The sequence below is a fragment of the Streptomyces sp. NPDC127084 genome (assembly GCF_042724175.1).
Lineage (GTDB): Bacteria > Actinomycetota > Actinomycetes > Streptomycetales > Streptomycetaceae > Streptomyces.
Genome location: NZ_JBHXFA010000041.1, coordinates 1 through 24,770, shown reverse-complemented (window position 1 = coordinate 24,770; position 24,770 = coordinate 1). Strand labels below are relative to the sequence as shown.

General features: G+C 71.2%; 19 protein-coding genes. 11 read left to right on the top strand and 8 right to left on the bottom strand.

Annotated features, from left to right (window positions below):
- Positions 1 to 27 precede the first annotated feature (27 nt).
- Positions 28 to 2,847 carry a penicillin acylase family protein gene (locus tag ACFWI9_RS12680; RefSeq protein WP_387161264.1) on the bottom strand — a complete coding sequence of 940 codons (2,820 nt, stop codon included), beginning with the start codon at positions 2,845 to 2,847 and terminating at the stop codon, positions 28 to 30.
- 245 nt (positions 2,848 to 3,092) lie between these two features.
- Between ACFWI9_RS12680 and ACFWI9_RS12675 the strand changes: the two genes are divergently transcribed.
- From ACFWI9_RS12675 to ACFWI9_RS12665, 3 genes are all read left to right on the top strand, one after another.
- Positions 3,093 to 3,704 carry a hypothetical protein gene (locus ACFWI9_RS12675; protein ID WP_387161262.1) on the top strand — a complete coding sequence of 204 codons (612 nt, stop codon included), beginning with the start codon at positions 3,093 to 3,095 and terminating at the stop codon, positions 3,702 to 3,704.
- Positions 3,705 to 3,854: 150 nt separating this feature from the next.
- On the top strand, positions 3,855 to 4,922 hold the full coding sequence (locus ACFWI9_RS12670) for an RNA ligase (ATP) (protein WP_387161260.1): 1,068 nt from the start codon (positions 3,855 to 3,857) through the stop codon (positions 4,920 to 4,922).
- A 156-nt stretch (positions 4,923 to 5,078) separates the two neighbouring features.
- A complete protein-coding gene (locus ACFWI9_RS12665) occupies positions 5,079 to 5,540 on the top strand; it encodes a MaoC family dehydratase (protein ID WP_387161257.1) in 462 nt (153 codons plus the stop codon).
- Between the two features lie 42 nt (positions 5,541 to 5,582).
- Here the strand turns inward: ACFWI9_RS12665 and ACFWI9_RS12660 are convergent, their stop codons facing one another.
- The 3 genes from ACFWI9_RS12660 to ACFWI9_RS12650 form a co-directional block, all read right to left on the bottom strand.
- Entirely contained in the window at positions 5,583 to 6,215 is a 633-nt protein-coding gene (locus tag ACFWI9_RS12660; RefSeq protein WP_387161255.1) for a TetR family transcriptional regulator, read from the bottom strand.
- Between the two features lie 80 nt (positions 6,216 to 6,295).
- Positions 6,296 to 6,583 carry a YiaA/YiaB family inner membrane protein gene (locus ACFWI9_RS12655; RefSeq protein WP_387161253.1) on the bottom strand — a complete coding sequence of 96 codons (288 nt, stop codon included), beginning with the start codon at positions 6,581 to 6,583 and terminating at the stop codon, positions 6,296 to 6,298.
- A gap of 92 nt (positions 6,584 to 6,675) precedes the next feature.
- Complete coding sequence (locus tag ACFWI9_RS12650; protein ID WP_387161251.1) at positions 6,676 to 7,827, bottom strand: acyl-CoA dehydrogenase family protein; 1,152 nt, start codon at positions 7,825 to 7,827, stop codon at positions 6,676 to 6,678.
- Between the two features lie 63 nt (positions 7,828 to 7,890).
- On the opposite strand from ACFWI9_RS12650, the gene ACFWI9_RS12645 reads away from it, so the two are divergent.
- Positions 7,891 to 8,595 carry a TetR/AcrR family transcriptional regulator gene (locus ACFWI9_RS12645; protein WP_387161249.1) on the top strand — a complete coding sequence of 235 codons (705 nt, stop codon included), beginning with the start codon at positions 7,891 to 7,893 and terminating at the stop codon, positions 8,593 to 8,595.
- 109 nt (positions 8,596 to 8,704) lie between these two features.
- Here the strand turns inward: ACFWI9_RS12645 and ACFWI9_RS12640 are convergent, their stop codons facing one another.
- The 3 genes from ACFWI9_RS12640 to ACFWI9_RS12630 form a co-directional block, all read right to left on the bottom strand.
- Positions 8,705 to 9,784, bottom strand: a complete 1,080-nt coding sequence (locus ACFWI9_RS12640; RefSeq protein WP_387161247.1) for a Zn-dependent alcohol dehydrogenase — start codon at positions 9,782 to 9,784, stop codon at positions 8,705 to 8,707.
- A gap of 60 nt (positions 9,785 to 9,844) precedes the next feature.
- Positions 9,845 to 11,236 carry an aldehyde dehydrogenase family protein gene (locus ACFWI9_RS12635; protein WP_387161246.1) on the bottom strand — a complete coding sequence of 464 codons (1,392 nt, stop codon included), beginning with the start codon at positions 11,234 to 11,236 and terminating at the stop codon, positions 9,845 to 9,847.
- A gap of 204 nt (positions 11,237 to 11,440) precedes the next feature.
- On the bottom strand, positions 11,441 to 11,860 hold the full coding sequence (locus ACFWI9_RS12630; RefSeq protein ID WP_387161244.1) for a hypothetical protein: 420 nt from the start codon (positions 11,858 to 11,860) through the stop codon (positions 11,441 to 11,443).
- A gap of 249 nt (positions 11,861 to 12,109) precedes the next feature.
- On the opposite strand from ACFWI9_RS12630, the gene hmgA reads away from it, so the two are divergent.
- The 6 genes from hmgA to ACFWI9_RS12600 all read left to right on the top strand — a co-directional run bounded on the left by hmgA (position 12,110) and on the right by ACFWI9_RS12600 (position 22,338).
- Positions 12,110 to 13,462: a homogentisate 1,2-dioxygenase gene (gene hmgA, locus ACFWI9_RS12625; RefSeq protein ID WP_387161242.1), complete on the top strand. Its 1,353-nt coding sequence runs from the start codon at positions 12,110 to 12,112 to the stop codon at positions 13,460 to 13,462.
- Between the two features lie 30 nt (positions 13,463 to 13,492).
- Positions 13,493 to 14,242, top strand: coding sequence for a GntR family transcriptional regulator (locus ACFWI9_RS12620; RefSeq protein ID WP_387161240.1), 750 nt, complete (start codon positions 13,493 to 13,495; stop codon positions 14,240 to 14,242).
- 8 nt (positions 14,243 to 14,250) lie between these two features.
- Positions 14,251 to 15,426, top strand: coding sequence for a type ISP restriction/modification enzyme (locus ACFWI9_RS12615; RefSeq protein ID WP_387161300.1), 1,176 nt, complete (start codon positions 14,251 to 14,253; stop codon positions 15,424 to 15,426).
- 58 nt (positions 15,427 to 15,484) lie between these two features.
- Positions 15,485 to 16,678 (top strand): CaiB/BaiF CoA transferase family protein, encoded by a 1,194-nt coding sequence (locus ACFWI9_RS12610; protein ID WP_387161239.1) that lies wholly within the window; start codon positions 15,485 to 15,487, stop codon positions 16,676 to 16,678.
- Between the two features lie 387 nt (positions 16,679 to 17,065).
- Positions 17,066 to 20,995 (top strand): Pls/PosA family non-ribosomal peptide synthetase, encoded by a 3,930-nt coding sequence (locus ACFWI9_RS12605; RefSeq protein WP_387161238.1) that lies wholly within the window; start codon positions 17,066 to 17,068, stop codon positions 20,993 to 20,995.
- Positions 20,983 to 22,338, top strand: coding sequence for a M1 family metallopeptidase (locus tag ACFWI9_RS12600; protein ID WP_387161236.1), 1,356 nt, complete (start codon positions 20,983 to 20,985; stop codon positions 22,336 to 22,338). The genes ACFWI9_RS12605 and ACFWI9_RS12600 overlap by 13 nt, the downstream gene beginning before the upstream one ends.
- Before the next feature lie 236 nt (positions 22,339 to 22,574).
- Here the strand turns inward: ACFWI9_RS12600 and ACFWI9_RS12595 are convergent, their stop codons facing one another.
- Positions 22,575 to 22,841, bottom strand: a complete 267-nt coding sequence (locus ACFWI9_RS12595) for a hypothetical protein (protein ID WP_387161233.1) — start codon at positions 22,839 to 22,841, stop codon at positions 22,575 to 22,577.
- Positions 22,842 to 23,115: 274 nt separating this feature from the next.
- On the opposite strand from ACFWI9_RS12595, the gene ACFWI9_RS12590 reads away from it, so the two are divergent.
- Positions 23,116 to 24,645, top strand: coding sequence for a DUF4331 domain-containing protein (locus tag ACFWI9_RS12590; protein ID WP_387161232.1), 1,530 nt, complete (start codon positions 23,116 to 23,118; stop codon positions 24,643 to 24,645).
- The last annotated feature ends 125 nt before the right edge of the window (positions 24,646 to 24,770 follow it).

Genomic DNA, 24,770 nt, shown 5'->3' with positions numbered 1-24,770 from the left:
TCCGGATCCCGCGTGTGGGTGCGCCTGTCAGCGATGCGAGGGGAACTCCACGATCTGCTGGTAGGTCGGGCGGTTCTGCCAGTTGATCGCCGGGTGGGTGATCCCGCCCAGGGCGCGGTGCATCACCGCGTCGGCGCACCATTGGTCACCGGCCCGGCAATTGGTGTCACCCGGGTAGACCTGGGTGGCGGGCTTCGCCACCGCCTGCTTCAGGGTGGTGAGCAGCGCCTCACGGCAGGTGGCGAGCCGGCCTCCGCCGCAGTAGGTCGCCGGCAGCGGACCGGAGACGGAGTCGCCGAGTACCTGCCGCAGGTCCTTGTCCACAAAGCCCCACCACCCCGACTGGAAGGCCGAGCCGCTGTGTCCGCCTGTCGGGCCGTGGGCCGCCGCGGGCGACTCGTCGATGGGCAGGTTCGCCGCCAGGGCTTGGTAGAGGCCGTCTCCGAGCCCGGGCCTGAACTCGGCGTCGACCAGCAGCGGCCACCAGGCGTCCATGAGGCGCACAGCGTCGGCGTGCCCGTAGACACGCGAGCCTTGCGTGGTCTCCTTGCGCTGCGCGCCCGCGGCCCGCCAGGTCTCCAGTTGCTGGACCGCGGTTTCGAGTTGGGCATCGGTGACGGGCGAGCTTCGGATGACCCGGAGCAGTTCGGGCAGCAACTGCTCGCCGCGCAGATCGGCGAGGCCGGCCTCGGCCATCGCCCGGGTGAGCGAGGCACGGGTCACCCCGCCGCCCCGGACCAGCTGGGCGACGCGATCGTCCAGCAGGTCGCCTCGGTGGACGGCGCCCATACCGAAGCCCGCCGTGTTGTAGTCCTTGGCCTGCCGGTTGTTCCAGGAGATGTAGTAGTCCTGGCCGATGGATTGGGGGTGTTCGGCGAAGGGGGTGTAGTCAGCGGTGCCCCGGACCGGGTCGAAGCCGCGCCACTCATAGGCGGGCTCTGCCTTCACCGGCAGGGCCGGGTCCACCCCTGTGGCGCGCACCGGGTTCATGCCGCTGTTGTAGTAGGCGGCTGTGCGGGAGTCGGCGTAGAACCAGTTGAAGGCGTAGTCGATCTGGTGGGCGGCCTGCTGGAAGGAGGCGGCGTCGGTCACGAACGACGGGTCGTTGAGCATCTGGAAGCCGATGATCGAGTCGGCTTCATGGCCGTAGGTGCTGCGCAGTGAGGTGTAGGCCACGGGCTTGCCGCCGATCGTGGCGCGATGGGTGACGACGCCGTACTTGGTGCGCCACACCTGGAGCCGGTATGAGCCCGCCGCGGTGCCGTCCGCGACAGTGGGCTTCCACGAGTTGCGCCGCTCCAGTTTCTCCATCGGAACGCAGCCGCCCCGGTATAGATAGTGGTCGGCGTCCAGGCCCGGTGCGCCGCCGCCGGGAGCGCACAGTTCGACGGCATAGGTGTCGGTGATGTCCTGCCCGGCGGAGGTGGCCGACCAGGCGTAGTCCTCGCCGCGCCCCATCTGCACGTACATGCCGACCCCCGCGAAGGAGACGCCGCGGGCGGAGATCCCGGGTCCCTGGATCTCCTGCAGCATCAGCAGTTGCGGGGCGAAGTAGCCGGTCTGGGGCCCGAAGACGGCGATGGGGTGGCCGCTCGCGGTGTGGGCTCCGGAGACCAGCAGGGCGTTGGACATACCGCGTTTGGGGTCCAGCGAGCCGGTCGGCAGTACACCCTGGTCGAAGATGCCCTGGGCGGGTGCCAGTGCTCCGGGGTCGCGCACCGGGGACTTGGTACCGGTGCCGGCCGAGCCGGTGCGGTCGTACACCAGCGGTTCGGTACGCACCGAGCCCGGGTCGGGCAGGGCCGTGCCGCGCGGGTCTTCCGGCTTCCGCGCGTAGGGAAAGGAGGAGCCGTCATGGACGGTGAGGACCGCTTCCGGGTCGTTGCGCTGGCGGAAGCCCTCCCAGACCCGGGTCCCCTCGGCCACACCGTACTTCTGCTGGGCGGCGAGCAGGGACAGCGCGGCGTGGACCTCACCGCCTCCTCCGCCGCCGAACTGCCCGCCGACCACGGAGGCGATGGCGATCAGGTCGGTGAGGCTGAAGGGCGCGATCTCACCGGCGTTGGTGATCGCGTCTATATGGCCGGTGAGGACGTACTCGCCGGGGAAGTATCGGCCGTTCTTGGACTGGGTGCGATAGGCGTTGATGCCGTCGACATAGGCCTGAGCGTCGGCCATCGCCTGTTCGCCCCGAGGGCCCTCGGTGGTGCGGATACGGTCGATCTGGGCCTGGTAGTCGGCCTCGGTGTACGGGGCTCCGGGCCAGAACTGCTGCTCAAGGCCCTGGTTGGCGAGGGCACCGCCGGCGAAGGGGGTGAGGTTGCCCCGTCCGATGTGCCGGAAGAGGTCCATCATCCAGAGCCGGTCCTGGGCGGCGGCGTATCCGGCGCCGAACTCAGTACCGTACCGGGTGGTGCCCTTGATGTGCGGGACTCCGGTCTTCCTGTCCCGGGTGATCGTGACGTCCGAGCGCGGGGTGGCGACGGATTCCACCTGGTTCGACGGGACGCCGAAGGAGGCGTCGTTGAAGAACTCGGTCAGCTTGGCGTCGGTCAGCCCGCCGTATCCGCCCGCGAGCGCGTCATAGCGGGCGAGCTGGTCGGAACTGTGGCCGGGGCGGGTACCGAACAGCCGGTGGGCCAGGATGTCGGCGAGGGTGGCGTTGCCGTTCTGCCCCGGCGGCAGGATGTCCGCGCACTGGCTCTGGCCCTGGGCGAGACAGTGGTCCACGACGGCGGCCTCGACCGCGGTGGCCTGGGGCAGCGGCGCCAGGAGGGCGGTACCGAGTACGAGGGCTGCGCAGGCGGTTCTCAGGCGTCCGGTGGGGGATCCGGTGATGCGTCGCATGGTTGCTCCTCGATGAAGCGGGTGCGGCGCAGGCTACTGGCCATATGACTCGTCGGTAAGATGAGCGGTCGTCAGTTTTTCGGCTGCGCATGCCCCTTCCGGCGCCGCCCGTGCCGACCATCCGGCTGGTTTCAGCCCCGTATCCCGGGACGGATGTTCGATGGAGCCGGATTGGGTAGTCGTACGTCCATTCCTCAACGCGGAAGTACGAGCCATGGAGTACGAGCGACGGAGGTGGCAGTGCGATGGCTGGTTTCCGGAGTCTTGCCAGACAGGTCCGCGACCCGCGCGGTGATCTCGCGCTGAGGCGCTATTCCCTGCGGAAGTGCCTGGAGCGGTTCGCCCCCTACGGGCACCGGGCGACCTGGAATCATCTGTGCAGCAGGCACGGTATCGAGCCCGAGGACCGCGCTCCCGATCCGGGGCGGCTGGTGGCCGCGCTCGACGAGTTGGAGCAGGCGCGGGCCGTGTGGCTCGCGTACGAGGAGCGGTTCGCCGAGCGACGTAAACGCGAGAAGCACGATGGACTGCGGCGCCCGGGGTCGATCGACGACTGGCACCGGCGTACCTGGGGCGGCAACGGGATCGCACGCTGTGACGACCCGGAGGTGCACCCGTCGGATCCGCTGGATGTGGTGCTGCGCCGACTGATCAGGGCACTCGGATCGGGCCCGAGTGCGGTGTGCCCGGTGTGCGCGGACCGGCGCATCGTCTGGCGGCAGGATCTGGAGCACGATCCGGGCTACGGTCCGGTGTGCGCGGGCTGCGGAGTGATGGTGCCCCAACCCGTGCTGACGCACGAGGCGCTGAGGAACGCCAAGCGGATGCGCGGCAGGGCACTGGCGTCGGTGGCCTGACGCCCAACCGCCGGGCGAGGGGCACCGGCAGCGAGACGCCGGTCCCCTGCGCCGCCGCGCGGACATAGCAGAGACACAAACCGTTGGCCCACCCTAATTCCCCACGGCGACAGTGGCGTTGTACGTCAACCACGTCCAGGGAGCCGTGACATGTCGACGCTGCGCGTCACCGCCGAAGTGCTGACCATCCATGAGCATCCGAACGCCGACGCCCTCGAACTGGCCCAGGTGGGCCTGTACCGGGCCGTCGTCGCCAAGGGCGCCTACCGCAGTGGTGATATCGCCGTCTACATCCCGGAACAGGCCGTGCTCCCGGCCGTGCTCATCGAGGAGCTCGGGCTGACCGGACGACTCGCGGGGCGGGCGTCCGACCGGGTCAAGGCGGTGCGGCTGCGCGGTGAGCTGTCACAGGGGATCGTGTGCCGCCCCAGGGCGCTCTCGGACACCGATCTGACCCAGGCGGCCACCGAGGGCACGGACTTCACCGAGTTGCTGGGGATCACCAAGTGGTCGCCGCCGATACCGCCCACGATGAGCGGTGAGATCGAGGCGGCCCCGGAGCTGCTGCCCTGGGTCGACATCGAGAACCTCCAGCGCTATCCGGACATCTTCGCTCCGGATGAGCCCGTCGTGCTCACGGAGAAGCTGCACGGCACGGCCTGCCTGGTGACCTATGTCGCCTCGTCGGGGAAAGTGCTGGTGTCCTCGAAAGGCTTCGGCTCGAAGGGCCTCGCGCTCCGGGAGGACCCGCGCAATCTGTACTGGCGTGCGGTGCACGGCCATGGTGTGCCGGAGGTGGCGGCACGGCTGGCTGAGCGACTCGGTGCGCGGCGGGTGGGTGTCTTCGGCGAGGTGTACGGCTCCGGAGTGCAGGACCTGGCCTACGGCGCGGACGCCCGTTCGGCCGCGCTCGGCTTCGCGGTGTTCGACGTGTCCGCCGATATCGACGGCCGGGTCGAGTGGCTCGACGCGGCTGAACTGCTCGACGGTGAGCTGCCGCTGGTTCCCCGGCTGTATGAGGGACCGTTCACGCTGGACAGAGTCCTGGAGCTCGCGAGCGGTCGGGAGACCGTGTCGGGGCGGGAGCTGCATCTGCGCGAGGGCGTGGTGATCCGTCCGGCGGGCGAGCGCTACAGCCCGGTGACCGGGGGCCGGGCGATAGCCAAGGCCGTCAGCCCGGCGTATCTGACCCGCAAGGGCGGCACCGAATACGAGTAGCCCCGTCCGGCGCGGGGTGGCCCGGCACGGGGGGTGCGGGCCACCCCGCACCGGCCGTTCATCCGGCCGGGGTCCGTTGACAGACGCCTGCCCGCCCACCATGCTAAGCAGTCGCTTAGATGCGCGTCCCGTCGGATGAGAGGCAAGGAAGAAGACATGGCCGAGCCGAGGATCTTCACGTCCCCAGACGAGCTGACCGCCGGAGTGGGCGAGCAGCTCGGATACAGCGACTGGCTGGAGGTCGACCAGAAGCGGATCGACCTCTTCGCCGACGCCACGGGCGATCACCAGTGGATCCATGTGGACCCCGAGCGCGCCGCCTCCGGTCCGTTCGGCCGCACCATCGCGCATGGCTATCTCACCCTGTCGCTGCTGCCCGCGCTCGTCCCCCAGGTGATGCGGGTCGAGGGGATGAAGATGGGCATCAACTACGGCACCAACAAGGTCCGCTTCCCCGCGCCCGTGCCGGTCGGTTCCCGACTGCGCGCCACGGCGGTACTCAAGAACGTCGAGGAGGCAGGCGGCGGGGTGCAGGTGACGGCCCTGGTCACCGTGGAGCGCGAGGGCGGCGACAAGCCCGTGTGCGTGGCCGAGTCGGTGTCCCGCTACTTCTTCTGATCGCCACCGCTGCCACGTCCGCCACCACCCACGCCCCGGCCGCTACTTCCGCGCGGCGGCACCGACCATGCGCAGCGCGAGGTCGGCGTAGAGTGCGCCGACCTCGTCGGGCGTGCGGCGGCCCTGGGCGCTGAACCACCGGGCGACGTCGATACACAGGGACAGCACGGCCAGAGTCGTCCCGGGGACGTCCGGCACGTCGAACTCCCCTGCCGCGACGCCTTCGTTGACGATGCGCTGGACCACCGCGTCCGACTTCCGCCGCAGCGCGACGATCTCGGCGCGGTGATCCTCGCTGAGCGCCTCGAGCTCGTACTGCACGACCCGTGCCGTGGTGTGCCGCTCAGCGTGCCAGCGGACGAAGCAGCGCACGGCGTCGGCGAGCCGCTCGGCGGCCGTGCCCTCCCTGTCGGCGGCCTCCGTCAGAAGCTCGAGCGCGCGATCGTGTCCGATGCGGCTGATCCGGTGGAGCAGCTCTTCCTTGGTCTTGTAGTGGATGTAGAGCGCGGCCGGGCTCATTCCGGCCCGGCCGGCGATATCGCGTGTCGTGGTGGCGTGGTATCCGCGCTCGGCGAACGCCTCGACGGCGGCGACGAGCAGCCGCCTGGCCGCCTCGGGCGTGACCTCGCCCCATGACATGTCATCGACGCCGGATGCTTCCTCCGCCGTACCCATCGCTCGCTCCGCCCCTTCGTCTCCGCCTCCTGGCCGGACGAACACCATACCCCGAAGCTGAGCAAGCGCTTAGAACGGGCTCACAGCTTCTGGAACGGGTCGTGCTCCGCCAGCAGCTTCTCCAGCCGGGCCTGGTCCACCCGGCTGACGATCTGTCCAGCCTCCTGCTTGTCACGGACGACCTTGGCCAGGGTGAAGGACGAGGTCGTGAGAAAGAGCACGGCGATACCGAGGAAGGCGCGCACCCAGGCGTCGGCGTCCAGGTAGACGATGCCCAGGGCGACCGCCGCGAGGGCGACGGCGAAGGAGATCACGGCCTGGGAGTAGTAGGCAGTCGTGTTCTGCTGCTTGATCTGCGTGTCACTCATGGAGCCAGCATCGGCGAACGTGACAGGCGCCACATCCGTACGGGTACTCAGACGAACAGCTCAGATACCGGTGGCTTCGACGGGGGCGGGGCTCAGAACGCGGAGACCCCGGTCAGCGCACGGCCGATGATCAGCTTCTGTATCTGGCTGGTGCCCTCGTACAGCGTCATCACCCGGGCGTCGCGCACCAGCTTGCCCACCGGGTACTCGTCGATATAGCCGTAGCCGCCGAAGACCTGGAGCGCGTTGTTCGCCGCCCGCACCGCGGCCTCGGAGGCGAACAGCTTCGCCTTGGACGCGGCCGTGGCGAAGTCCTCGCCCCGGTCGATGAGATCGGCCACCCGCCAGGTCAGCAGCCGTGCCGCGTCCACGTCGACGGCGATATCGCTGATCAGCTCCTGCACGAGCTGGTACGAGGCGATCGGCTTGCCGAACTGCTCGCGCTGCCCCGCGTAGCCGACAGCCGCGTCCAGCGCGGCCTGGGCGATGCCGACACACCCGGCGGCCACCGACATCCGGCCTTTGGCCAGCGCGGACATGGCGATCGAGAAGCCCTTCCCCTCCGGGCCGAGCAGCGCCGACGCGGGGACGTGGACATCCTGGAGGACCAGTTCGGCGGTGGCCTGACCACGCAGTCCGAGCTTGCCGTGGATGGGGCGGCGGGTCAGCCCCGGCGTGTCCGCGGGCACCAGGAAGGCCGATACTCCCCGGTGCCCAGGCCTGTCGTCGGTGCGGGCGAAGAGCAGCACGACATCGGCCCAGGTGCCGTTGGTGATGAACATCTTGGAACCGTTGAGGACATAGGAGTCGCCGTCCGCTACGGCCCTGGTGGTGAGGCTTCCGGCGTCGGACCCGGTGCCGGGCTCGGTGAGCCCGAAACAGCCGAGAGCTTCCCCCGAGGTCAGGCGTGGCAGCCAGTGCCGCTTCTGCTCCTCGCTCCCCCAGGCCGCGATGGTCTTGGTGACCAGCCCGAGGGAGACGGAGACGATCCCGCGCACCGACGAGTCACCGCGCCCGAGTTCCTCGGTGACCAGGCAGTACGCGAGGTGGTCACCGCCCGAGCCGCCGTACCGCTCGTCGATCGTGAGTCCCAGGAAGCCGATGGCGCCCAGCTTCCCCACGATGGCCCGGTCGACGTCCTCGGCCCGGTCCCACGCGGTGGCATAGGGCGTGACCTCGCGCCCGACGAAGTCGCGGGCAAGCTTCCGGACGGCCTCGTGCTCCTCGCCGAGCTTCAGATCCACCGGGCACTCCCCACTTTTAACTAACACTGCTAGTTTCTTGCTGGCAGGCCTACTATGTGCCGCATGGCCCGACCGCGCAAGCCCCTGCTCAGCAGAGATCGCATCGTCGCGGCAGCGAGCGCGCTGGTGGACGCCGAAGGGCTGGACGCCGTCTCCACGCGTCGACTCGCCGCCGAGCTGGGGGTCAGCGGCCCCTCGCTCTACAACCACTTCCGCAACAAGGACGAGATCCTCGACGCGGTCGCCGACGCCGTCAGCGCCAAGGTGGACCTGTCGATGTTCGACGCCTCGGACGGCCGGGACTGGCGCACCGCGCTGTACGACTGGGCCCTCTCCTACCGCGCGGCCCTCACCGAGCACCCCAACATCGTCCCGGTACTGGCCCGCGGCCCCGGCCGAAGGCCCGCCGGGCTCAAAGTCGCCGACACCGTCTTCGGCGCGATGGTCCGGTGCGGCTGGCCGCCGTCCCAGGCCACCCATATCGGCGCACTGATGCGGTACTTCATCACCGGTTCGGCACTGGGCTCCTTCGCCCGCGGTTTCGTCGACGACGAGGCGGCGTACGACCCCGCCGACTACCCTCACCTCGGCCAGGCCCACCTGCTCGCCGACCGGCAGCGGCAGGTGGACGAAGGGGCGTTCGCGACGGGGTTGCGGGCGCTGCTGGACGGGCTGTCGGTGCAGTACGCGCTGCGGAACGAGCGAAGCGGGACCGGGGCACGGGGGACGTCCACATCGAGGGGCACACAGGACGCAACGGGCTGCTGATCACCGCCACGCCGGCCGACGCCGCCGAGCGGGCACGCCAGGCCCCTCGGCCACCTGACGCGTACAAGGGCGGGCGCGGTAGGGGCGTACCGCGCCCGTGTCCTCGGACTCAGAGCACGATCAGTGCCCTGGCACCGCGTCCGGCGACCATGTTGTCGAACGCGGCCGGGATGCCGTCCAAACCGATCCGCTCGCTGACCAGAACGCTCAGGTCGAGCCGACCGGCGCGGATGTGCTCCGCCAGCACCGGGAGGTCACGCGCCGGATCGGAGTTCCCGTAGACGCAGCCCGAGAGGGTCCTGCCCCAGTGGAAGATCTCCAGGGCGTTGAAGGTGACCTGCTGGTCCTTGCCGCCGATGCCGACGACCGTCGTACGGCCGCCACGCCGGGTGGAGTCCCACGCGGTACGGATCGTCTCCGGGCGGCCCACGCACTCGATGGCCACGTCCGCGCCCTGACCAGCGGTCAGCTTGCGGATGTCCCGCGCGGTGGTGTCGGAGGCGACGACGTATTCGGTGGCACCGGCGCGGCGGGCCAGCTCCTCCTTCTCCGGGGAGACGTCCACGGCGATGATCGTGGAAGCACCGGCGATCCGGGCGGACTGGAGGGTCGCGAGTCCGACGCCGCCGACGCCGAACACGACCACCGACTCGCCCTCCCGGACCCGGGCGCTGTGGTGCACGGCGCCGTAGCCGGTGAGCACAGCGCAGCCGAGGAGCGCGGCATCGGTGAGGGGCACACCGTCCGGTACCGGCAGGACGCAGTTGCCGGCGACGACGGTCTCCTCGGCGAAGGCGGCGACGTTCAGGCCTGGGTGGAGTTCGGTGCCGTCCTCGGCGACAGCGTGCACCCTGCCGGTGCCGGTGAGTGCGTCGGAGCAGAGCCAGACCTCGCCGATCGAGCAGTGGTGACACTTCCCGCAGGACGGCGCCCAGTTGAGGACCACGTCGTCGCCGGGCGCCACATGGGTGACGCCCTCGCCGACGGACACGACCGTGCCCGCTCCCTCATGGCCGAGCACCGCGGGCACCGGCACCCGCATGGTGCCGTTGGACAGGGACAGATCGGAATGGCAGACCCCGGCGGCGGCGATACGGACCCTCACCTGGCCGGGGCCGGGCTCGGGGAGCTCGATCCTGGTGATCTCCAGGGGGGAGCCGATGGCGGGCAGGACGGCGGCGCGGACCACGCTCCACACTCCTCGGTGGTTTTCAGAACTGAACAGAACCAGTGGAACCGATGGAACAGGTCAGAACTGGAGGGACTTGGTGTGCAGGTACTCGGCGAGACCGTGCGGGCCGAGTTCACGGCCGATGCCCGACTGCTTGTAACCGCCGAACGGCGCCAGCGGGTTGAAGCGACCGCCGTTGATGTCGACCTGCCCGGTGTCCATCCGGCGGGCGAACGCGACGGCTTCGTCCCGCTCCCCCCACACCGCGCCGGCCAGACCGTACACGGTGCCGTTGGCGATCCGCAGCGCGTCGTCCTCGTCCTCGTACCGCAGGATCGAGACCACCGGGCCGAAGATCTCCTCCTGGGCGATCGTCATCTCGGGCGTGACATCGGCGAAGACGGTCGGCGCGACGAAGTACCCGGTCTCGTGCGGGGCTTCGGGACCGCCGGCGACCAGCCGGGCGCCTTCGGCTATGCCCTGCTCGATGTAGGCGCGCACCCGCTGCTGCTGCTTGGCGTTGACGAGCGGGCCGACGCGCTCGCCGGGTACGTACTTGGCGACGGCCTCCGCGGCGAGCGCCACGGCCTGGTCGTACTGGTCGGTGTGGACCAGCACGCGGGTCCAGGCGCTGCACGTCTGGCCGGAGTTGGACATGACGTTGGCGATGCCGACGTTCACGGCCTTGGCGAGGTCGGCGCTCGGGAGGATCACGTTGGCGGACTTTCCACCGAGCTCCAGGGCCACGCGCTTGACTGCGGCGCCCGCGATCGCGCCGATCTGCCGGCCGACGGCGGTGGAGCCGGTGAAGGACACCAGGTCCACTCCGGGGTGTTCGGCGAGTGCCTGTCCCGCGACCGGGCCGAGCCCCGTGACCAGGTTGAACACTCCTGCCGGCAGACCCGCCTCATGGACCGCCTCGGCGAACAGCTGCGCGGTCAGCGGGGTGTCCTCGGCCGGCTTCAGCACGATCGTGCAGCCAGCCGCCAGCGCCGGGGCGACCTTGGCCACGATCTGGTGCAGCGGGTAGTTCCAGGGCGTGATGGCGCCGACGACACCCAACGGCTCGAGCAGCACGGTGGAGTTGCCGATCCGTTCCTCGAACGAGTACGAGGCGGCGAGCTCCGCGTACGAACCCGCGACCAGCACCGGCAGGCCCGCGTGGACGGTCTGGGCGAGCTGTGCGGGCGCACCCAGTTCGGCGGTGACGGTCTCGGCGATCTCGGCCACGCGGGCGGCGAGCGCGTCACGCAGTGCGCCGATGGCGGCCCCGCGCTCGGCGGGCGGGGTCGCGGCCCAGACGGGGAAGGCGGCGCGGGCGGCGCGTACCGCCGCGTCCACGTCCTCGGCGGTACCGGCCGGGACATGCCCGATGACCTGCTCGTCCGCGGGGTTCACCACCGCGATGGTGCCGGTGTCTGCGGCGGGCCGCCAGTTGCCGCCGATGTACATCCCGTCGTGGGCCTTCATCCGCTGTCTCCTTTGGGCGTGGCACGCCGGTGGTGGTGATCCGACGCCCAAACTAGCGGTGTTAGTTTTCCAGCACCAGCGCCCGACCTGCCGGGGATGCTGTGATTCTCCCCCTACCCCCTGGACCGCCCCACCCCACCCCGCTCCTTCCTGTAAGCGGGGTGGGGAGACTCGGGACCACCGGGCATCAGACGCGGGACGGGATCAGGCCGACGTCTGACCGGCCGCGGCCGAGGCCGTTTGCACCTGGCGGGCAGCCGCGGCGGGCGCCGCCGAGATCGAGGCGACCCGGGCCGACTCGCTCATCGGACCCACCTGGACCCGCGACCGGTCGTTCGCGGGCGCCGCCGAGATCGCGGCCGAGGTGGGAGCGGAGGGGCCGGCCGCCGGGGCGCTCTGGGCGACGTGCCCCTTCTCGTCCGGGCTCTTGGCCACCGCCGACCAGGTACGCAGCCGGTGACTCGCGGCCTCGTCCAGACTCACCGGCGCCCCCCGCTGCTCCGCGAGCCGGCTGGCCTCCCGGCCGAGTGCGGCCACGTCGTCCCAGCGCAGCCGCAGGACGACGGACAGCTCGGCCCCGCCGTCAGGGAGTCCGTGGATGATCGGCCCGTCACCTTCAGTCATTGCCACTCCTGTTGTTCGCACTCAGACGTGTCACCGCACCGGTTAGTACGCGGTGACGCCGTGCCGCGTTCAGCACTCACGCGAACAGGAGAACGACCCGTCGAACGGAGGTGGGCGTGTCGGCGGGCGGTGCCCGACCGACTGACGGCGCCTCGACAGGGCCGCCGTGATGCCGTTGACGGGACCGTGTCGCACAGGGAATCCTATTCTTCAGCATAGGATTCATTAGCGGACGCATCGGGAGTGCGCATGAGCGGCAACGGAACGAGCGGCGGCAACAGCACCGAGCAGGCCGGAAAGACCGCCGAAGGGCTGGAGTACCTGACGGGCTTCGGCAACGAACACAGCTCCGAGGCCGTGCCAGGCGCACTACCGCTGGGCCGAAACTCACCGCAGCGGGCCCCGCTCGGCCTCTACGCGGAACAGCTCAGCGGCTCCGCCTTCACCGAGCCGCGCGCCCACAATCGGCGCTCCTGGCTGTACCGGATCAGGCCGTCCGCCGCCCACCCGCCGTTCACCAGGGTCGACAACGGCGCGCTGCGCTCCGCGCCCTTCACGGAGACCGTGGCGGACCCCAACCGGCTCCGCTGGAACCCGCTGCCCGCGCCCGCCCCCGGCACCGACTGGCTGGCCGGCCTGTGGACCCTCGGCGGCAACGGCGACGCCGCCCAGCGCACCGGCATGGCCGTGCACCTCTACCACGCCAACGCCGCCATGGAGCGGCGTGTGTTCAGCGACGCCGACGGCGAGCTGCTGATCGTGCCCGAGCACGGCGGGCTGCTGCTGCGCACCGAGTTCGGCCTGCTCGCGGCCCGTCCGGGCGAGGTGGCGCTGATCCCGCGCGGCGTACGCTTCCGGGTCGAGCTGCTCGACGACACGGCCCGGGGCTATGTCTGCGAGAACTATGGCGCGCCCTTCCAGCTCCCGGACCTGGGGCCGATCGGCGCCAACGGCCTCGCGAACGCACGGGACTTCCGTGCCCCGATCGCCGCGTACGAGGACGTCGAGGGCCCCGTGGAGGTGGTCAACAAGTTCTGCGGCAACCTGTGGGCCGCCACCTATGACCACTCCCCGCTCGATGTGGTGGCCTGGCACGGCAACCATCTGCCGTACGTCTACGACCTGCACCGGTTCAATGTGATCGGCACGATCTCCTACGACCACCCGGACCCGTCGATCTTCACCGTGCTCACCTCGCCGACCGACACCCCGGGGCTCGCGAGCGTGGACTTCGTGGTGTTCGCACCGCGCTGGCTGGTCGGCGAGGACACCTTCCGCCCGCCGTACTTCCACCGCAATGTGATGAGCGAGTACATGGGCCTGATCGAGGGCGCGTACGACGCCAAGACCGCGGGCGAGGGCGGCTTCGTCCCCGGCGGCGGCTCGCTGCACAACATGATGTCCGCGCACGGACCCGACCGGGAGACCTTCGACAAGGCCAGCGCCGCCGAACTGAAGCCGCAGAGGATCGACGACGGCCTCGCGTTCATGTTCGAGACGCGCTGGCCCGTGACAGCTACCCGGCAGGCGGCGGGCGCCGGACATCTGCAACAGGGGTACGACGACGTATGGCAGGGTCTTGAGCGCCACTTCCGGCCGTAGTAGTCGTAGTACTCGTCGTACGGAGATGCCGTGACCGCCTTCGCCCCGGACTCGCTCGTCCTGAACCGCAAGCTGCCGCTGTGGTACCAGGTCTCGCAGTCGCTGCGCGCCTCGATACTGGGGCGCGGGCCGCATGACCCGTTGCGGCTGCCCACCGAGGAGCAGCTCGCCGAGCACTACGGGGTGAGTGTGCTGACCATGCGGCAGGCGCTGAAGGAACTGGAGACCGAGGGGCTGATCAGCAGGCACCGCAGGCGCGGCACGTTCATCGAGCCGGGCGCGCGGCGCAGCGCGCCGCGCCGGCTGCTGGGCTCGATCGACGCGATCGTGGCCCAGCAGTCGGGCGAGCTGACCACGGTACTCGGGCACGGCACCGGCACGGTGCCCGGTGAACTCGCCGAGTTCTTCACGGACGTGGACGAGGTCGTGACGTACCGCAGGCTCCGCCGGGACGGGGACAGCGGCGAGCCCACGAACTGGGCGGAGAACGCGGTACGGCCGGATGTCGCGGCGCTGCTCGATGCCGCCGATCTCGAACGCTGGCCGATGACGAAGGTGCTGCGGGATGTCGTCGGGGTAAGGATCAGCCGGATCACGGACACGGTGGAGGCGAGGCTCGCCGACCCGGAGACCGCCGAGTTGCTCCAGGTGCCGCTGCTGTCGCCGATCCTGCACTACACCGGGGTGACCTACGACGACGAGGGGCGGGTGGTGGATGTGGCGCGCATCCGGTACCGGGGGGACCGGTTCTCGTTCTCGGTGACCGTCGAGGCGGAGTGATCACCGCGATGCTGCTGGACGATCTGATGCCCTGGTCCACCGGACCGCTCAGGCTGGGCCGCGACTGGGTGGTGGCCCCCGACCCGGGGACCTTGCGGGCCCGCTGGGACACGCTGGTCCGGGCCGACGAGGGTGAACGGCGGGCACTCTTCGGGGAGACGCGGGCGCGGACGCTGCACAGCGCTGTCGCCGCTCTGCCCGGACAGTCCACCGGGACCTCTCGGTTGGCCGAGGAGGGCGGGACGTGCCCGGAGCCGGTCCGGATCGTGCACGGGCCTTTCGACCGGCAGTGGGTCGTTCCCGACCACCGCCTGATCGATGTCGCCCGCCCGGAGCTGTGGCGGGTCGCCGACGAGCGGCAGCTCTTCGTCCATGAGCTCGGGCGGGTCCCCGGAACGGCGGGTCCGGGGCTGCTGGTGTCCGCCGTTCTGCCCGACGGCCGCTCCCCTGCCGGGCGGCCGGGGAGGATACGTCCGCTGTACCGGCGGCCGGGCGGGACCGAGCCCAATCTCGCGGCGGGGGTGGTGGCGGCACTGTCCTCGCGTTACGGGCGGCAGGTCGGCGCTGAGGACATCCTCGCCTGGATCATCGCGGCGGGGCAGCCGTCCGCCTCGGCGACCCGTGGGTACGAGGTGCCGCTCTCCCCGGATCCCGGGGTGTGGGAGGACGGAGTGCGGCTGGGGCGGCAGATGGTTCAGATCCAGCTCAGGGGCGCCCGCGGGGCCGAACGGCCCAGGCTGCCCGGTGGCCGGCGGCCTTATGTGCGGGCCTCGCTCCCGGCACGCCCCGAGGCCATCGCGTACGACGCGGACGAGGAGGCCCTGCTGGTCGGCACGGGGCGGATCGCCCCCGTCCCGGCGGAGGCATGGGACTTCACCGTGGCCGGGGTACCGGTGCTCGCGCACTGGTTCGAACGGCGTACGGCTGGGGCGGAGCCAGGCACCCTCGCGGCGGTCGGGCCCGGTGCCTGGACCCAGGAATGGACGTCCGAGCTGCTGGAACTCATCACCGTCCTGGCGCTGCTGGGCCGGCTGGAGGCCCAGCGGCAGACCCTGGCCCAGGCCGTCGCCGCGACCGGCCCGGCCGACTTGGAACTCCCGCCGGTGTCGGAAGCCGCGCGGAAGCCCGCATCGGTGCTGGACCACCACGAGGAGGGCCCGGCCGGGCAGTTCGCGCTGATCTGAGCGCGCCTGAGCGGAGCAGGGATGACAAACGTGGCTGGTACACGGTAGTACGGCTGCCATGAGCCAGCCGCTGCCCCTCGAAGGAATCACCGTCGTCGCGGTCGAACAGGCCGTGGCGGCGCCGTTCGCCACCCGCCAGCTCGCGGACCTCGGAGCCCGGGTGATCAAGATCGAGCGACCGGACGGCGGCGACTTCGCGCGCGCGTACGACACCGCGGCCCAGGGACTCGCCTCGCACTTCGTCTGGTGCAACCGCGGCAAGGAGTCAGTCGCGGTCGATCTCAAGGAACCCCGCGGGGCCGCCGTGGTGCGCCGGCTGATCGCCGGCGCCGATGTGTTCGTACAGAACCTCGCACACGGCGCCGCGGCGCGGCTCGGGCTGGACGCGGCGACGCTGTGCGCGGAGTTCCCGCGGCTTGTGGCGGTGGACATCTCCGGATACGGGGCGGACGGCCCGTACGCCCACAAGCGGGCGTACGACATGCTGGTGCAGTGCGAGGCGGGACTGGTCTCCGTGACCGGGACTCCCGACCAGCCGGTGAAGGCGGGCATCCCGGCGGCGGATGTCGCGGCGGCGATGTACGCGTTCTCGGGAGTGCTCGCCGCGCTGCTGCGGCGCGCGACGAGCGGGCTCGGGGGGCCGGTGGAGATCTCCATGCTGGAGTCGCTCGCCGAATGGATGGGGCACCCCCTGCACCACGGCATGCACGGCGGCACGCCCCCGGCGCGCACGGGCCTGGCGCACGCCGTGATCGCGCCGTATGACGCCTACACCACGGCGGACGGCGGCCAGGTGCTGCTGTCCGTGCAGAACGACCGCGAATGGCGGCGACTCGCGGAACAGGTACTGGAGCGCCCGGAGCTGGGTGAGGACCCCGTCTTCGCGACGAACGCAGCACGCACCGCCAACCGCGCGAAGACCGACGCGGTGGTGGGCGAGGCGCTGGCCCGCCTCGCCACCGACGCGGCGGTCGGCCGCCTGGAGGCGGCGGGGATCGCCTGCGCCCGCCTCAACACGGTCGCCGACCTGGCTCACCACCCCCAACTCGAGGCCCGCGCCCGCTGGCGTGAGGTGCCCTCCCCCACGGGCCCGCTGCGCGCGCTCCTGCCCCCGATCAACCTGCCGGGTGGCCCGGAGCTCCGGATGGGCGCGATTCCCGCGCTCGGGGAGCACACGGACGCGGTGCTGCGGGAGGTGGGGCTGAGCGCCCCGGAGATCGCGGACCTCCGGACCTCCGGCGTGGTCCGCTGAGCCCCGTTGCACGGGGTGCGGGGTTTCGCGGTGTACCCCACCCCGCACGGTGGACCGGAGTGTCCGGCCTCAAACGCCGGCCAGGCTGGGTAGTCGGGGCAACCCATGCCCGGGGCACCGGGTGCCGCGGTGCACCCCCACCCCGCACGATGGACCGGCGTGTCCGGCCTCAAACGCCGGCCAGGCCGGGTAGTCAGAGCACCCCGCGCCCGGGGCACCACCGGGTGCGGGCACCCCGTGCGGGGCCGCGGGCCCGCGGATAGACTCCTCGGTTGCCATGCGCGCGAGGTACCACGATTCGCGACGCACTCCACACCGCACGGACGGAGAGTGAGCGATGCGCAGCAATGAGAACCGCGTCACGCAGGTGGGCGAACGGCCGACCATATGACCGTCGTGCCGGACACGCCGACGCTACTCGATCCGCTCCTCGACGCGAGCGCGCCGCCCGCACCGGCGCTGTTCGTCGCGGGAGCCGCCCCCGCCGAGCGGACCCTGCTCGACATCCTGGAGGCGACAGCGGGTCGGTACCCCGAGGCGCCGGCCGTGGATGACGGCAGCGGGGCTCTCACGTACCGCGGTCTCGTCGCGGAGGTGGAGAACCTGCGCCAGCGGCTCGCCGAACGGGGGGTCGGTGCCGGTGACCGGGTGGGCGTGCGCGTGCCGTCCGGGACCGTCGACCTGTACGTGGCCATCCTGGGGGTGCTCGCGAGTGGCGCGGCCTACGTCCCCGTGGACGCGGAGGACCCCGACGAGCGTGCCGAGCTGGTCTTCGGGGAGGCCGCGGTTGTGGCCGTGATCGGGATCGGGCGCGGTATCGCGGTGCGCGGGACGCCAGGCGGGAGGACGGGGCGCAGGCCCGGGCCCGACGACGACGCCTGGGTGATCTTCACCTCGGGTTCCACCGGGAAGCCCAAGGGAGTCGCCGTCACTCATCGCAGCGCGGCGGCGTTCGTGGACGCGGAGGCGCGGCTCTTCCTCGCGGGCGCGGCGGCCGATCCACTCGGACCGGGCGACCGGGTGCTCGCGGGACTCTCCGTCGCGTTCGACGCGTCCTGTGAGGAGATGTGGCTGGCCTGGCGGCACGGTGGGTGTCTGGTACCCGCGCCGCGCTCTCTCGTACGGACGGGAGTCGACCTGGGGCCCTGGCTGGTCGAGCAGCGTGTCACCGTGGTGTCGACGGTGCCCACGCTCGCCGCGCTGTGGCCGGTGGAGGCGCTGGACCAGGTGCGGCTGCTGATCTTCGGCGGTGAGGCCTGCCCGCCCGAGCTGGCGGAGCGGACGGCCGTGCCGGGACGCGAGGTATGGAACACCTACGGCCCGACGGAGGCCACCGTCGTCGCCTGCGCCGCCCCGCTGACCGGGACGGGCCCGGTGCGTATCGGGCTGCCACTGGACGGCTGGGAGCTCGCGGTCGTGGACGACCGCGGCGGGCTGGCACCGATGGGCGCGACCGGCGAGCTGGTGATCGGCGGGGTCGGTCTCGCCCGGTATCTGGACGCCGGCAAGGACGCGGGCAAGTACGCCCCACTGCCCGCGCTCGGCTGGGACCGCGCCTACCGCAGTGGCGATCTGGTGCGTGCCGAGCCCGCGGGGCTGGTCTTCGTCGGCCGGGCGGACGAGCAGGTCAAGCTGGGTGGTCGCCGTATCGAGTTGGGCGAGATCGACGCGGCCCTCCAGGCGCTCCCTGGCGTGGCGGGTGCCGCGGCGGCCGTCCGCACCACGACCGCGGGCCACCAGCTGCTGGTGGGCTACGTGGTGCCGCACGGCACCGAAGCCACGCTCGACACCGACGCCACGCTCAACACCGACGTCGGCTTTGACGCGGCTGACGCAGTGGCGCGGCTGCGCAAGGAGCTGCCCGCCGCGCTTGTGCCCGTCATCGCCGTCGTCACCGCACTGCCCACACGTACGTCGGGAAAGGTGGACCGGGACGCGTTGCCGTGGCCCCTGCCGGACAGCGGCGTCCCGAGCGCGGCCGGATTGAGCGAGACCGAGGCATGGCTGGCCGCGCAGTGGCGCGAGTTGCTCGGGGCACCGGTCGGCGGACCCGGGGCCGACTTCTTCGTGAGCGGCGGCGGCAGCCTCGCCGCCGCTCAGCTGGTCTCGCGGATCCGCGAGCGCTACGGCACCGGTTCGGTAGGCGACATCTACCGGAACCCGACTCTCGGGGCGCTGGCGGGCACTCTGGAGGCGGCGTCCGGGCGCGGTACGAAAGTCCGCGATGTGCGCCCGGTGGCGCTGCGCACGGGCCTCGCGCAACTGCTGCTGATGCTGCCGCTGATGAGTGTCCTGGGCCTGCGCTGGGCGGTGGTCGCCGCCGCCGTGAACAACGTCGTCGGGTCACCCTGGGCCCCTGCGGTGTCCTGGTGGTGGGTGGCCGTCGGCTGGCTGCTCGTGGTCAGCCCGCCGGGGCGGATCGTGATCGCGGCGGGTGGGGCCCGGTTGCTGCTGCGCGGTCTGCGGCCCGGCACGTACGCCCGAGGTGGCCGTACGCATCTGCGGCTGTGGACGGCGGAGCGGCTCGCCGAGCTCAGCGGAGCGACCGGGCTCGCCGGTTCCTGGCTCACGTACTACGCGCGGGCGCTCGGCGTGCGGGTCGGGGACGACGTCGATCTGCACGCCCTGCCACCCGTGACCGGGATGCTGCGGCTCGGCAAGGGCTGTGCGGTTGAGCCTGAGGTGGACCTGTCGGGCCACTGGCTGGACGGCGACCGGCTGCATATCGGCACGCTGCGGATCGGGGCGGGTGCTGTCGTCGGTGCGCGCAGCACGCTGTTCCCCGGTGCGCGTATCGGCAAGCGGGCGGAGGTGGCGGCCGGCTCCGGGGTGACCGGGGCCGTCCCCGGCGGCGAGCGCTGGGCGGGGGCCCCGGCGTCGAAGCAGGGCAGGGCGGGACGGGGCCTGCCGGGTGGACGTCCGGGGCGGCGCCGCCGCTGGACCGCCGTCTATTCGGTGTCGTCGCTGCTCATCGGACTGCTGCCCGCTGTCGCGGCGCTGCCGGGTCTGCTGGTCATCGGCGACTTCCTGCACGGCGCCGACGGACCCGGGGACGCGCTGGCGGCGGCACTGGCCGCGGTACCGCTGGCGACGCTGGTCGCGATGGCCGCGTACGCGGTGCTGATCGTGACCGGCGTCCGTCTGCTGGGGATCGGGCTGTGCGAGGGCCACCATCCGGTGCACGGCCGGGTCGCCTGGCAGGCGTGGGCGACCGAGCGGCTGATGGACATGGCGCGGGTACATCTCTTCCCGCTGTACGCCAGTCTGTTCACGCCCGTGTGGCTGCGCGCGCTCGGTATGCGGATCGGGCGCGGGGTCGAGGCGTCTACCGTGCTGGCCCTGCCGACCATGACGACGGTCGGCGACGGAGCGTTCCTGGCCGACGACACCATGGTCGCGTCATACGAGCTCGGCGGCGGCTGGCTGCGTCTCGCCGAGGCACGGGTCGGCAAGCGCGCCTTCCTCGGCAATTCCGGGATGGCCGCGGCAGGCCGCAGGGTGCCCAAGCGGGGCCTGGTGGGTGTGCTGTCGGCAGCCCCCAAGCGGGCCAAGGCCGGCTCCTCCTGGCTCGGCATGCCGCCGATGAGGCTGCCCCGGGCAGCCGAGGACGGCGACCAGAGCCGCACCTTCGCCCCGCCGCTGCGGCTGCGGCTGGCGCGTGCCGCCGTGGAGCTGTGCCGGGTGGTTCCGGTGATGTGCGGGGTGGCGCTGGCCGTCCTCGCGCTCGCCGCGTTCGCCTTGGTCGCCGGGCACTTCGGGGCCGTCGTCGCGGTGCTGCTGGGCGGGTTGCTGCTGCTGGTCGCAGGGGTGGCGGCGGCATTGGTCGCGCTGGCCGCGAAGTGGCTGCTGGTGGGCAGGTTCCGGGCGGTTGAGCAGCCGCTGTGGTCGTCGTTCGTGTGGCGCGACGAGCTCGCTGACACGTTCGTCGAGGTGCTGGCGGTGCCCTGGCTGGTGGGCGCCACCACAGGCACCCCGCTGATGAACCTGTGGCTGCGCGGTCTCGGGGCGCGGATCGGCCGGGGCGCCTGGTGTGAGACGTACTGGCTGCCGGAGGCCGATCTCGTCGCGATCGGCCCCGGGGCCAGCGTCAACCGGGGCTGTGTCGTGCAGACCCATCTCTTCCACGACCGGATCATGCGGATGGACAATGTGGTTCTCGGTGCCGGTGCGACACTCGGTCCGCATGGGATCGCGCTGCCCGGTGCGGTGATCGGCGACCGTGCCGCGGTCGGTCCGGCGTCGCTGGTGATGCGCGGGGAGCGGGTCCCCCCGGACACACGGTGGCTGGGCAACCCGATCGCCGCGTGGAAGGCGTGAGCGGCGCGGCGCAGGGCACGACCGAAGGACGCACGACGGTGACGGATTCGTATCTGCCGCAGCACGGCGATGACGGCCATCGGACCACGCGGTACGACCTGGAGCTGGACTATCGTCCGCAGACCGGCCGGCTCAGCGGCCGGGCGGTGATCCACGCCGTGGTGGGGACCATGCGAGCGCTGCCCGAGGTCGTGCTCGATCTCGGGCAGTTCCGACTGACCAGGGTCCTGGTGAACGGAGCCCGGCCGGCGAAGTACACGCATCGCGGCGACAAGCTGCGGATCCGGCCGGCGAAACCGCTGCGCGCGGGCGCGCCCTTCACGGTGGAGGTGCGCTACACGGGGGTCCCCCGTCCCGTACGTACCCGCGACTGGGGCGATCTGGGCTGGGAGTTGCTGGACGAGGGTGCGCTGGTGGCGTCACAGCCGAACGGGTCGCGTTCCTGGTTCCCCTGCAACGACCGCCCGGACGACAAGGCGGCCTACCGGATCACGGTGACCGCCCCGTCCCCGTACACAGTGGTGGCGAACGGGGCGCTCATCGCACGCAGTATCAGTGCCTCCACCACGACCTGGGTGTATGAGCAGCCCGCGCCCATGGCCAGCTATCTGGCGACCGTCCAGATCGGGCCGTACGAGCTGGTGGAGGTGGCGCACGCGGGTGAGGTTCCGCAGCCGGCCGCGGTACCGGGCGCCCTGCTCGGCCGGTTCGAGCGGGACTTCGCGCGGCAGCCGGAGATGATGCTGGTGTTCACGGACCTGTTCGGCCCGTACCCCTTCGACGACTACGCGGTCGTGGTGGTGGACGAGGAACTGGACGTGCCCGTGGAGGCACAGGGCCTGTCGGTCTTCGGCGCCAACCATGTGGACGGCCGCCGGGGAAGCGAGCGGCTGGTCGCGCACGAGCTGGCCCATCAGTGGTTCGGCAACAGTCTGACGGTGGCCGACTGGCGGCATATCTGGCTCAACGAGGGCTTCGCGAAGTACGCCGAGTGGCTGTGGTCCGAGCTGTCCGGCGGGCCTTCCGCCTCGGCGCTGGCGGCCAGGTCGCGGGCGCGACTGGCCATGATGCGGCAGGACATCCGGATCGCCGATCCGGGACTGCGGCGTCTGTTCGACGACCGGGTCTACGAACGGGGCGCCCTCACCCTGCACGCACTGCGCACCGAGATGGGGCACGCGGCGTTCGTGGGGCTGCTGAGGGAGTGGACTGCGGTCCACCGGCACGGGGTGGTGACGACGGAGGCGTTCATCGCCCTGGCGCGGCGACGTTCGGAGCGACCGCTGGACCGGCTGTTCGCCATGTGGCTGTACGAGGCCAAGCTCCCGGCGTTGCCGCTCTAGTGCCGTGTCATCCGGAGTTCGTCCGGGGCGGAACGGTGGGTGCCGACGGGGCTGCCACGGGTGCTGCGCACGGCCTGGGTGGGTGCGTCGCACGACGTGGATGGGTACGGTGCGCGGCCTGGGTGGCGGGCATCGGAGCCGGACGGGCGAGCGGGGGACGGGTGCGCGTGAAGTGGTCACGCGAGCCCGGCTCCGCCTGCCGGCCACCCAGGCCGGAAGCTGCGAGTCTGCCTGACCTAGTGCCGGCGGCTGCCGAACAGCGAGCGCCGCAGCCGGCGCAGCGGCGCGAAGAGCGAGACCCGCGCGCTCCTGCTGGTGTGGGTGTGCGCCACATCGCGCGTCGTCAGCTCGCGCATCAGCGAGGTCGCTTCCGCCGACTCACGCTGCGGGACGGCAGGTCCGCCCAGCACCGCGAGATGGCGGTCGAGACGCGAGCTGGTCGCACTGCTTCCGCATGTGATCGCGGGCACTCGCGCCCTGCTGCGCACCGTTATCTGTTCCATTTCACTCCCCACCCGTACGAGGGCACCCGGCCCGGGCAGGTTAACCCTATCGTCCCGCAGTGACACTCGTGTATCCCGGTCGCGGGATTCACCATCCCTGTACGGGTGTTGACGATTACTCAGCGAATACAACCGATTCCAGGGCGAGTTGGACAGTTCCACGCCACCCTCGATTCATTTTCGATCCACGCCAATCCACCCGGTCTCCTGCCCCGAACACCGGTCAGCAAGCAGGACTGAACCTAGGTCCTCTGGACAGGACGGGATGGACGCGATGACCGCTATGAAGTGGAGCGCGCGAGGGCGCAGGAATCTCGCCGCGCTCGTCTGTGGTGCGCTGGCAGCCGGGGGGCTCGCGGCCTCGGGGGTCACCACCACGCTCGCGCCAGGGGCGGCACACGCCTCCAGCCACCGCGAGGCCCCGTTGATCTCCGGCCAGCCCCAGCTGGACAACACGGACGTATACGCGTTCGTGAGCCCGGACCGGCCGGACACGACCACGATCGTCGCCAACTGGCTGCCGTTCGAGGAACCGGGAGGCGGGCCGAACTTCTACAAGTTCGCCAAGGACGCCCGCTACGAGATCCACATCGACTCGGACGGCGACGCACAGGGCGATCTGCTCTACCGCTGGACCTTCCACGACCAGGTCAAGAACGGTGACACCTTCCTGTACAACACCGGCGCGGTGACCAGCATCGACGACCCCGACCTCAACATCACGCAGACCTACGACCTCGAACTGCTGAAGCTGAAGAAGCAGCGTGTGATCTCGAACACGAAGATCGCCGACCATGTGCCGGTCGCCCCCTCGAACGTGGGCAAAGCGTCCATGCCGGACTACGCGCAGCTGCGCGCCCAGGCCGTGCACCGGATGGAGGACGGCTCCTCGGTGTTCGCGGGCCAGGCCGACGACCCCTTCTTCCTCGATCTGCGCGTCTTCGACCTGCTGTACGGCGGCGATCTCTCGGAGGTCGGCAACGACACGCTCAAGGGCTACAACGTCAACAGCATCGCGCTCCAGGTGCCGACCGAGCACATCCGGGAGTCCGAGGGCCAGCCGGTGGTCGGCATCTGGTCGACCACCTCCCGCAAGAACGCGAGCGGTGATTGGACCCAGGTGTCACGGTTGGGCATGCCGCTCGTCAACGAGGTCGTCATCCCGGTGAAGGCGAAGGACAAGTTCAACGCCTCGTCGCCGTGGAACGACGCGGAGTTCCTCCCGTTCGTCACCGAACCCGAGCTGCCGAAGCTCATCGAGTCCATCTACAAGATCAAGGCTCCCGCGACCCCGCGCGACGACCTGGTGTCGGTGTTCCTGACCGGCGTCAAGGACCTCAACCAGCCGCCGAACGTCACGCCCGCCGAGGCGCTGCGGCTCAACACCTCGATCCCGCCCACCCATGAGCCCAAGCGCCTCGGGGTGCTCGACGGCGACAAGGCTGGCTTCCCCAACGGGCGGCGGCTGACGGACGATGTGATCGACATCTCCCTCCAGGTGGTCGAGGGCGAACTGCTCGGCCAGAAGAACGACCTGGGTGACGCGGTGAACGCGAACGACCAGGGCTTCGAGAAGAAGTTCCCGTATGTGGCACTGCCGACGTCCGGCTCCCGCGGCCCGGTCGCCGAGGGCAACGGCGCAGAGAGCCAGCTGAAGGGCGGAGCCTCGGACCTGTCGGTGGCGGCGGGCGGCGACAGCAAGCTCGTGGTCACGTCCCTGCTCTCCGCGGGCGCCGGAGCTGTCCTGGTGGCCCTGGGTCTCGGCTGGTCGCGGATGCGTCGGCGCAGCAGGGGCATGCTGTGACGCTCGGTCAGCGGCGCGCTCGTGCGGGGCGGCTCGCGGCCGGGGTGGCGGGGCTCGCGCTCCTGCTGACGGCCGTGGGAGCCGTCGTCGGCGGCGAGGGCGGCCGGGACGGCGTACCCGCCGTC

Bases quoted from the DNA above. Each gene is read 5' to 3' on its own strand.
- ACFWI9_RS12680 (WP_387161264.1), bottom strand. From the start codon at position 2,847: ATGCGACGCATCACCGGATCCCCCACCGGACGCCTGAGAACCGCCTGC.
- ACFWI9_RS12675 (WP_387161262.1), top strand. From the start codon at position 3,093: ATGGCTGGTTTCCGGAGTCTTGCCAGACAGGTCCGCGACCCGCGCGGT.
- ACFWI9_RS12670 (WP_387161260.1), top strand. From the start codon at position 3,855: ATGTCGACGCTGCGCGTCACCGCCGAAGTGCTGACCATCCATGAGCAT.
- ACFWI9_RS12665 (WP_387161257.1), top strand. From the start codon at position 5,079: ATGGCCGAGCCGAGGATCTTCACGTCCCCAGACGAGCTGACCGCCGGA.
- ACFWI9_RS12660 (WP_387161255.1), bottom strand. From the start codon at position 6,215: ATGGGTACGGCGGAGGAAGCATCCGGCGTCGATGACATGTCATGGGGC.
- ACFWI9_RS12655 (WP_387161253.1), bottom strand. From the start codon at position 6,583: ATGAGTGACACGCAGATCAAGCAGCAGAACACGACTGCCTACTACTCC.
- ACFWI9_RS12645 (WP_387161249.1), top strand. From the start codon at position 7,891: ATGGCCCGACCGCGCAAGCCCCTGCTCAGCAGAGATCGCATCGTCGCG.
- ACFWI9_RS12635 (WP_387161246.1), bottom strand. From the start codon at position 11,236: ATGAAGGCCCACGACGGGATGTACATCGGCGGCAACTGGCGGCCCGCC.
- ACFWI9_RS12630 (WP_387161244.1), bottom strand. From the start codon at position 11,860: ATGACTGAAGGTGACGGGCCGATCATCCACGGACTCCCTGACGGCGGG.
- hmgA (WP_387161242.1), top strand. From the start codon at position 12,110: ATGAGCGGCAACGGAACGAGCGGCGGCAACAGCACCGAGCAGGCCGGA.
- ACFWI9_RS12615 (WP_387161300.1), top strand. From the start codon at position 14,251: ATGCTGCTGGACGATCTGATGCCCTGGTCCACCGGACCGCTCAGGCTG.
- ACFWI9_RS12610 (WP_387161239.1), top strand. From the start codon at position 15,485: ATGAGCCAGCCGCTGCCCCTCGAAGGAATCACCGTCGTCGCGGTCGAA.
- ACFWI9_RS12605 (WP_387161238.1), top strand. From the start codon at position 17,066: ATGACCGTCGTGCCGGACACGCCGACGCTACTCGATCCGCTCCTCGAC.
- ACFWI9_RS12595 (WP_387161233.1), bottom strand. From the start codon at position 22,841: ATGGAACAGATAACGGTGCGCAGCAGGGCGCGAGTGCCCGCGATCACA.
- ACFWI9_RS12590 (WP_387161232.1), top strand. From the start codon at position 23,116: ATGACCGCTATGAAGTGGAGCGCGCGAGGGCGCAGGAATCTCGCCGCG.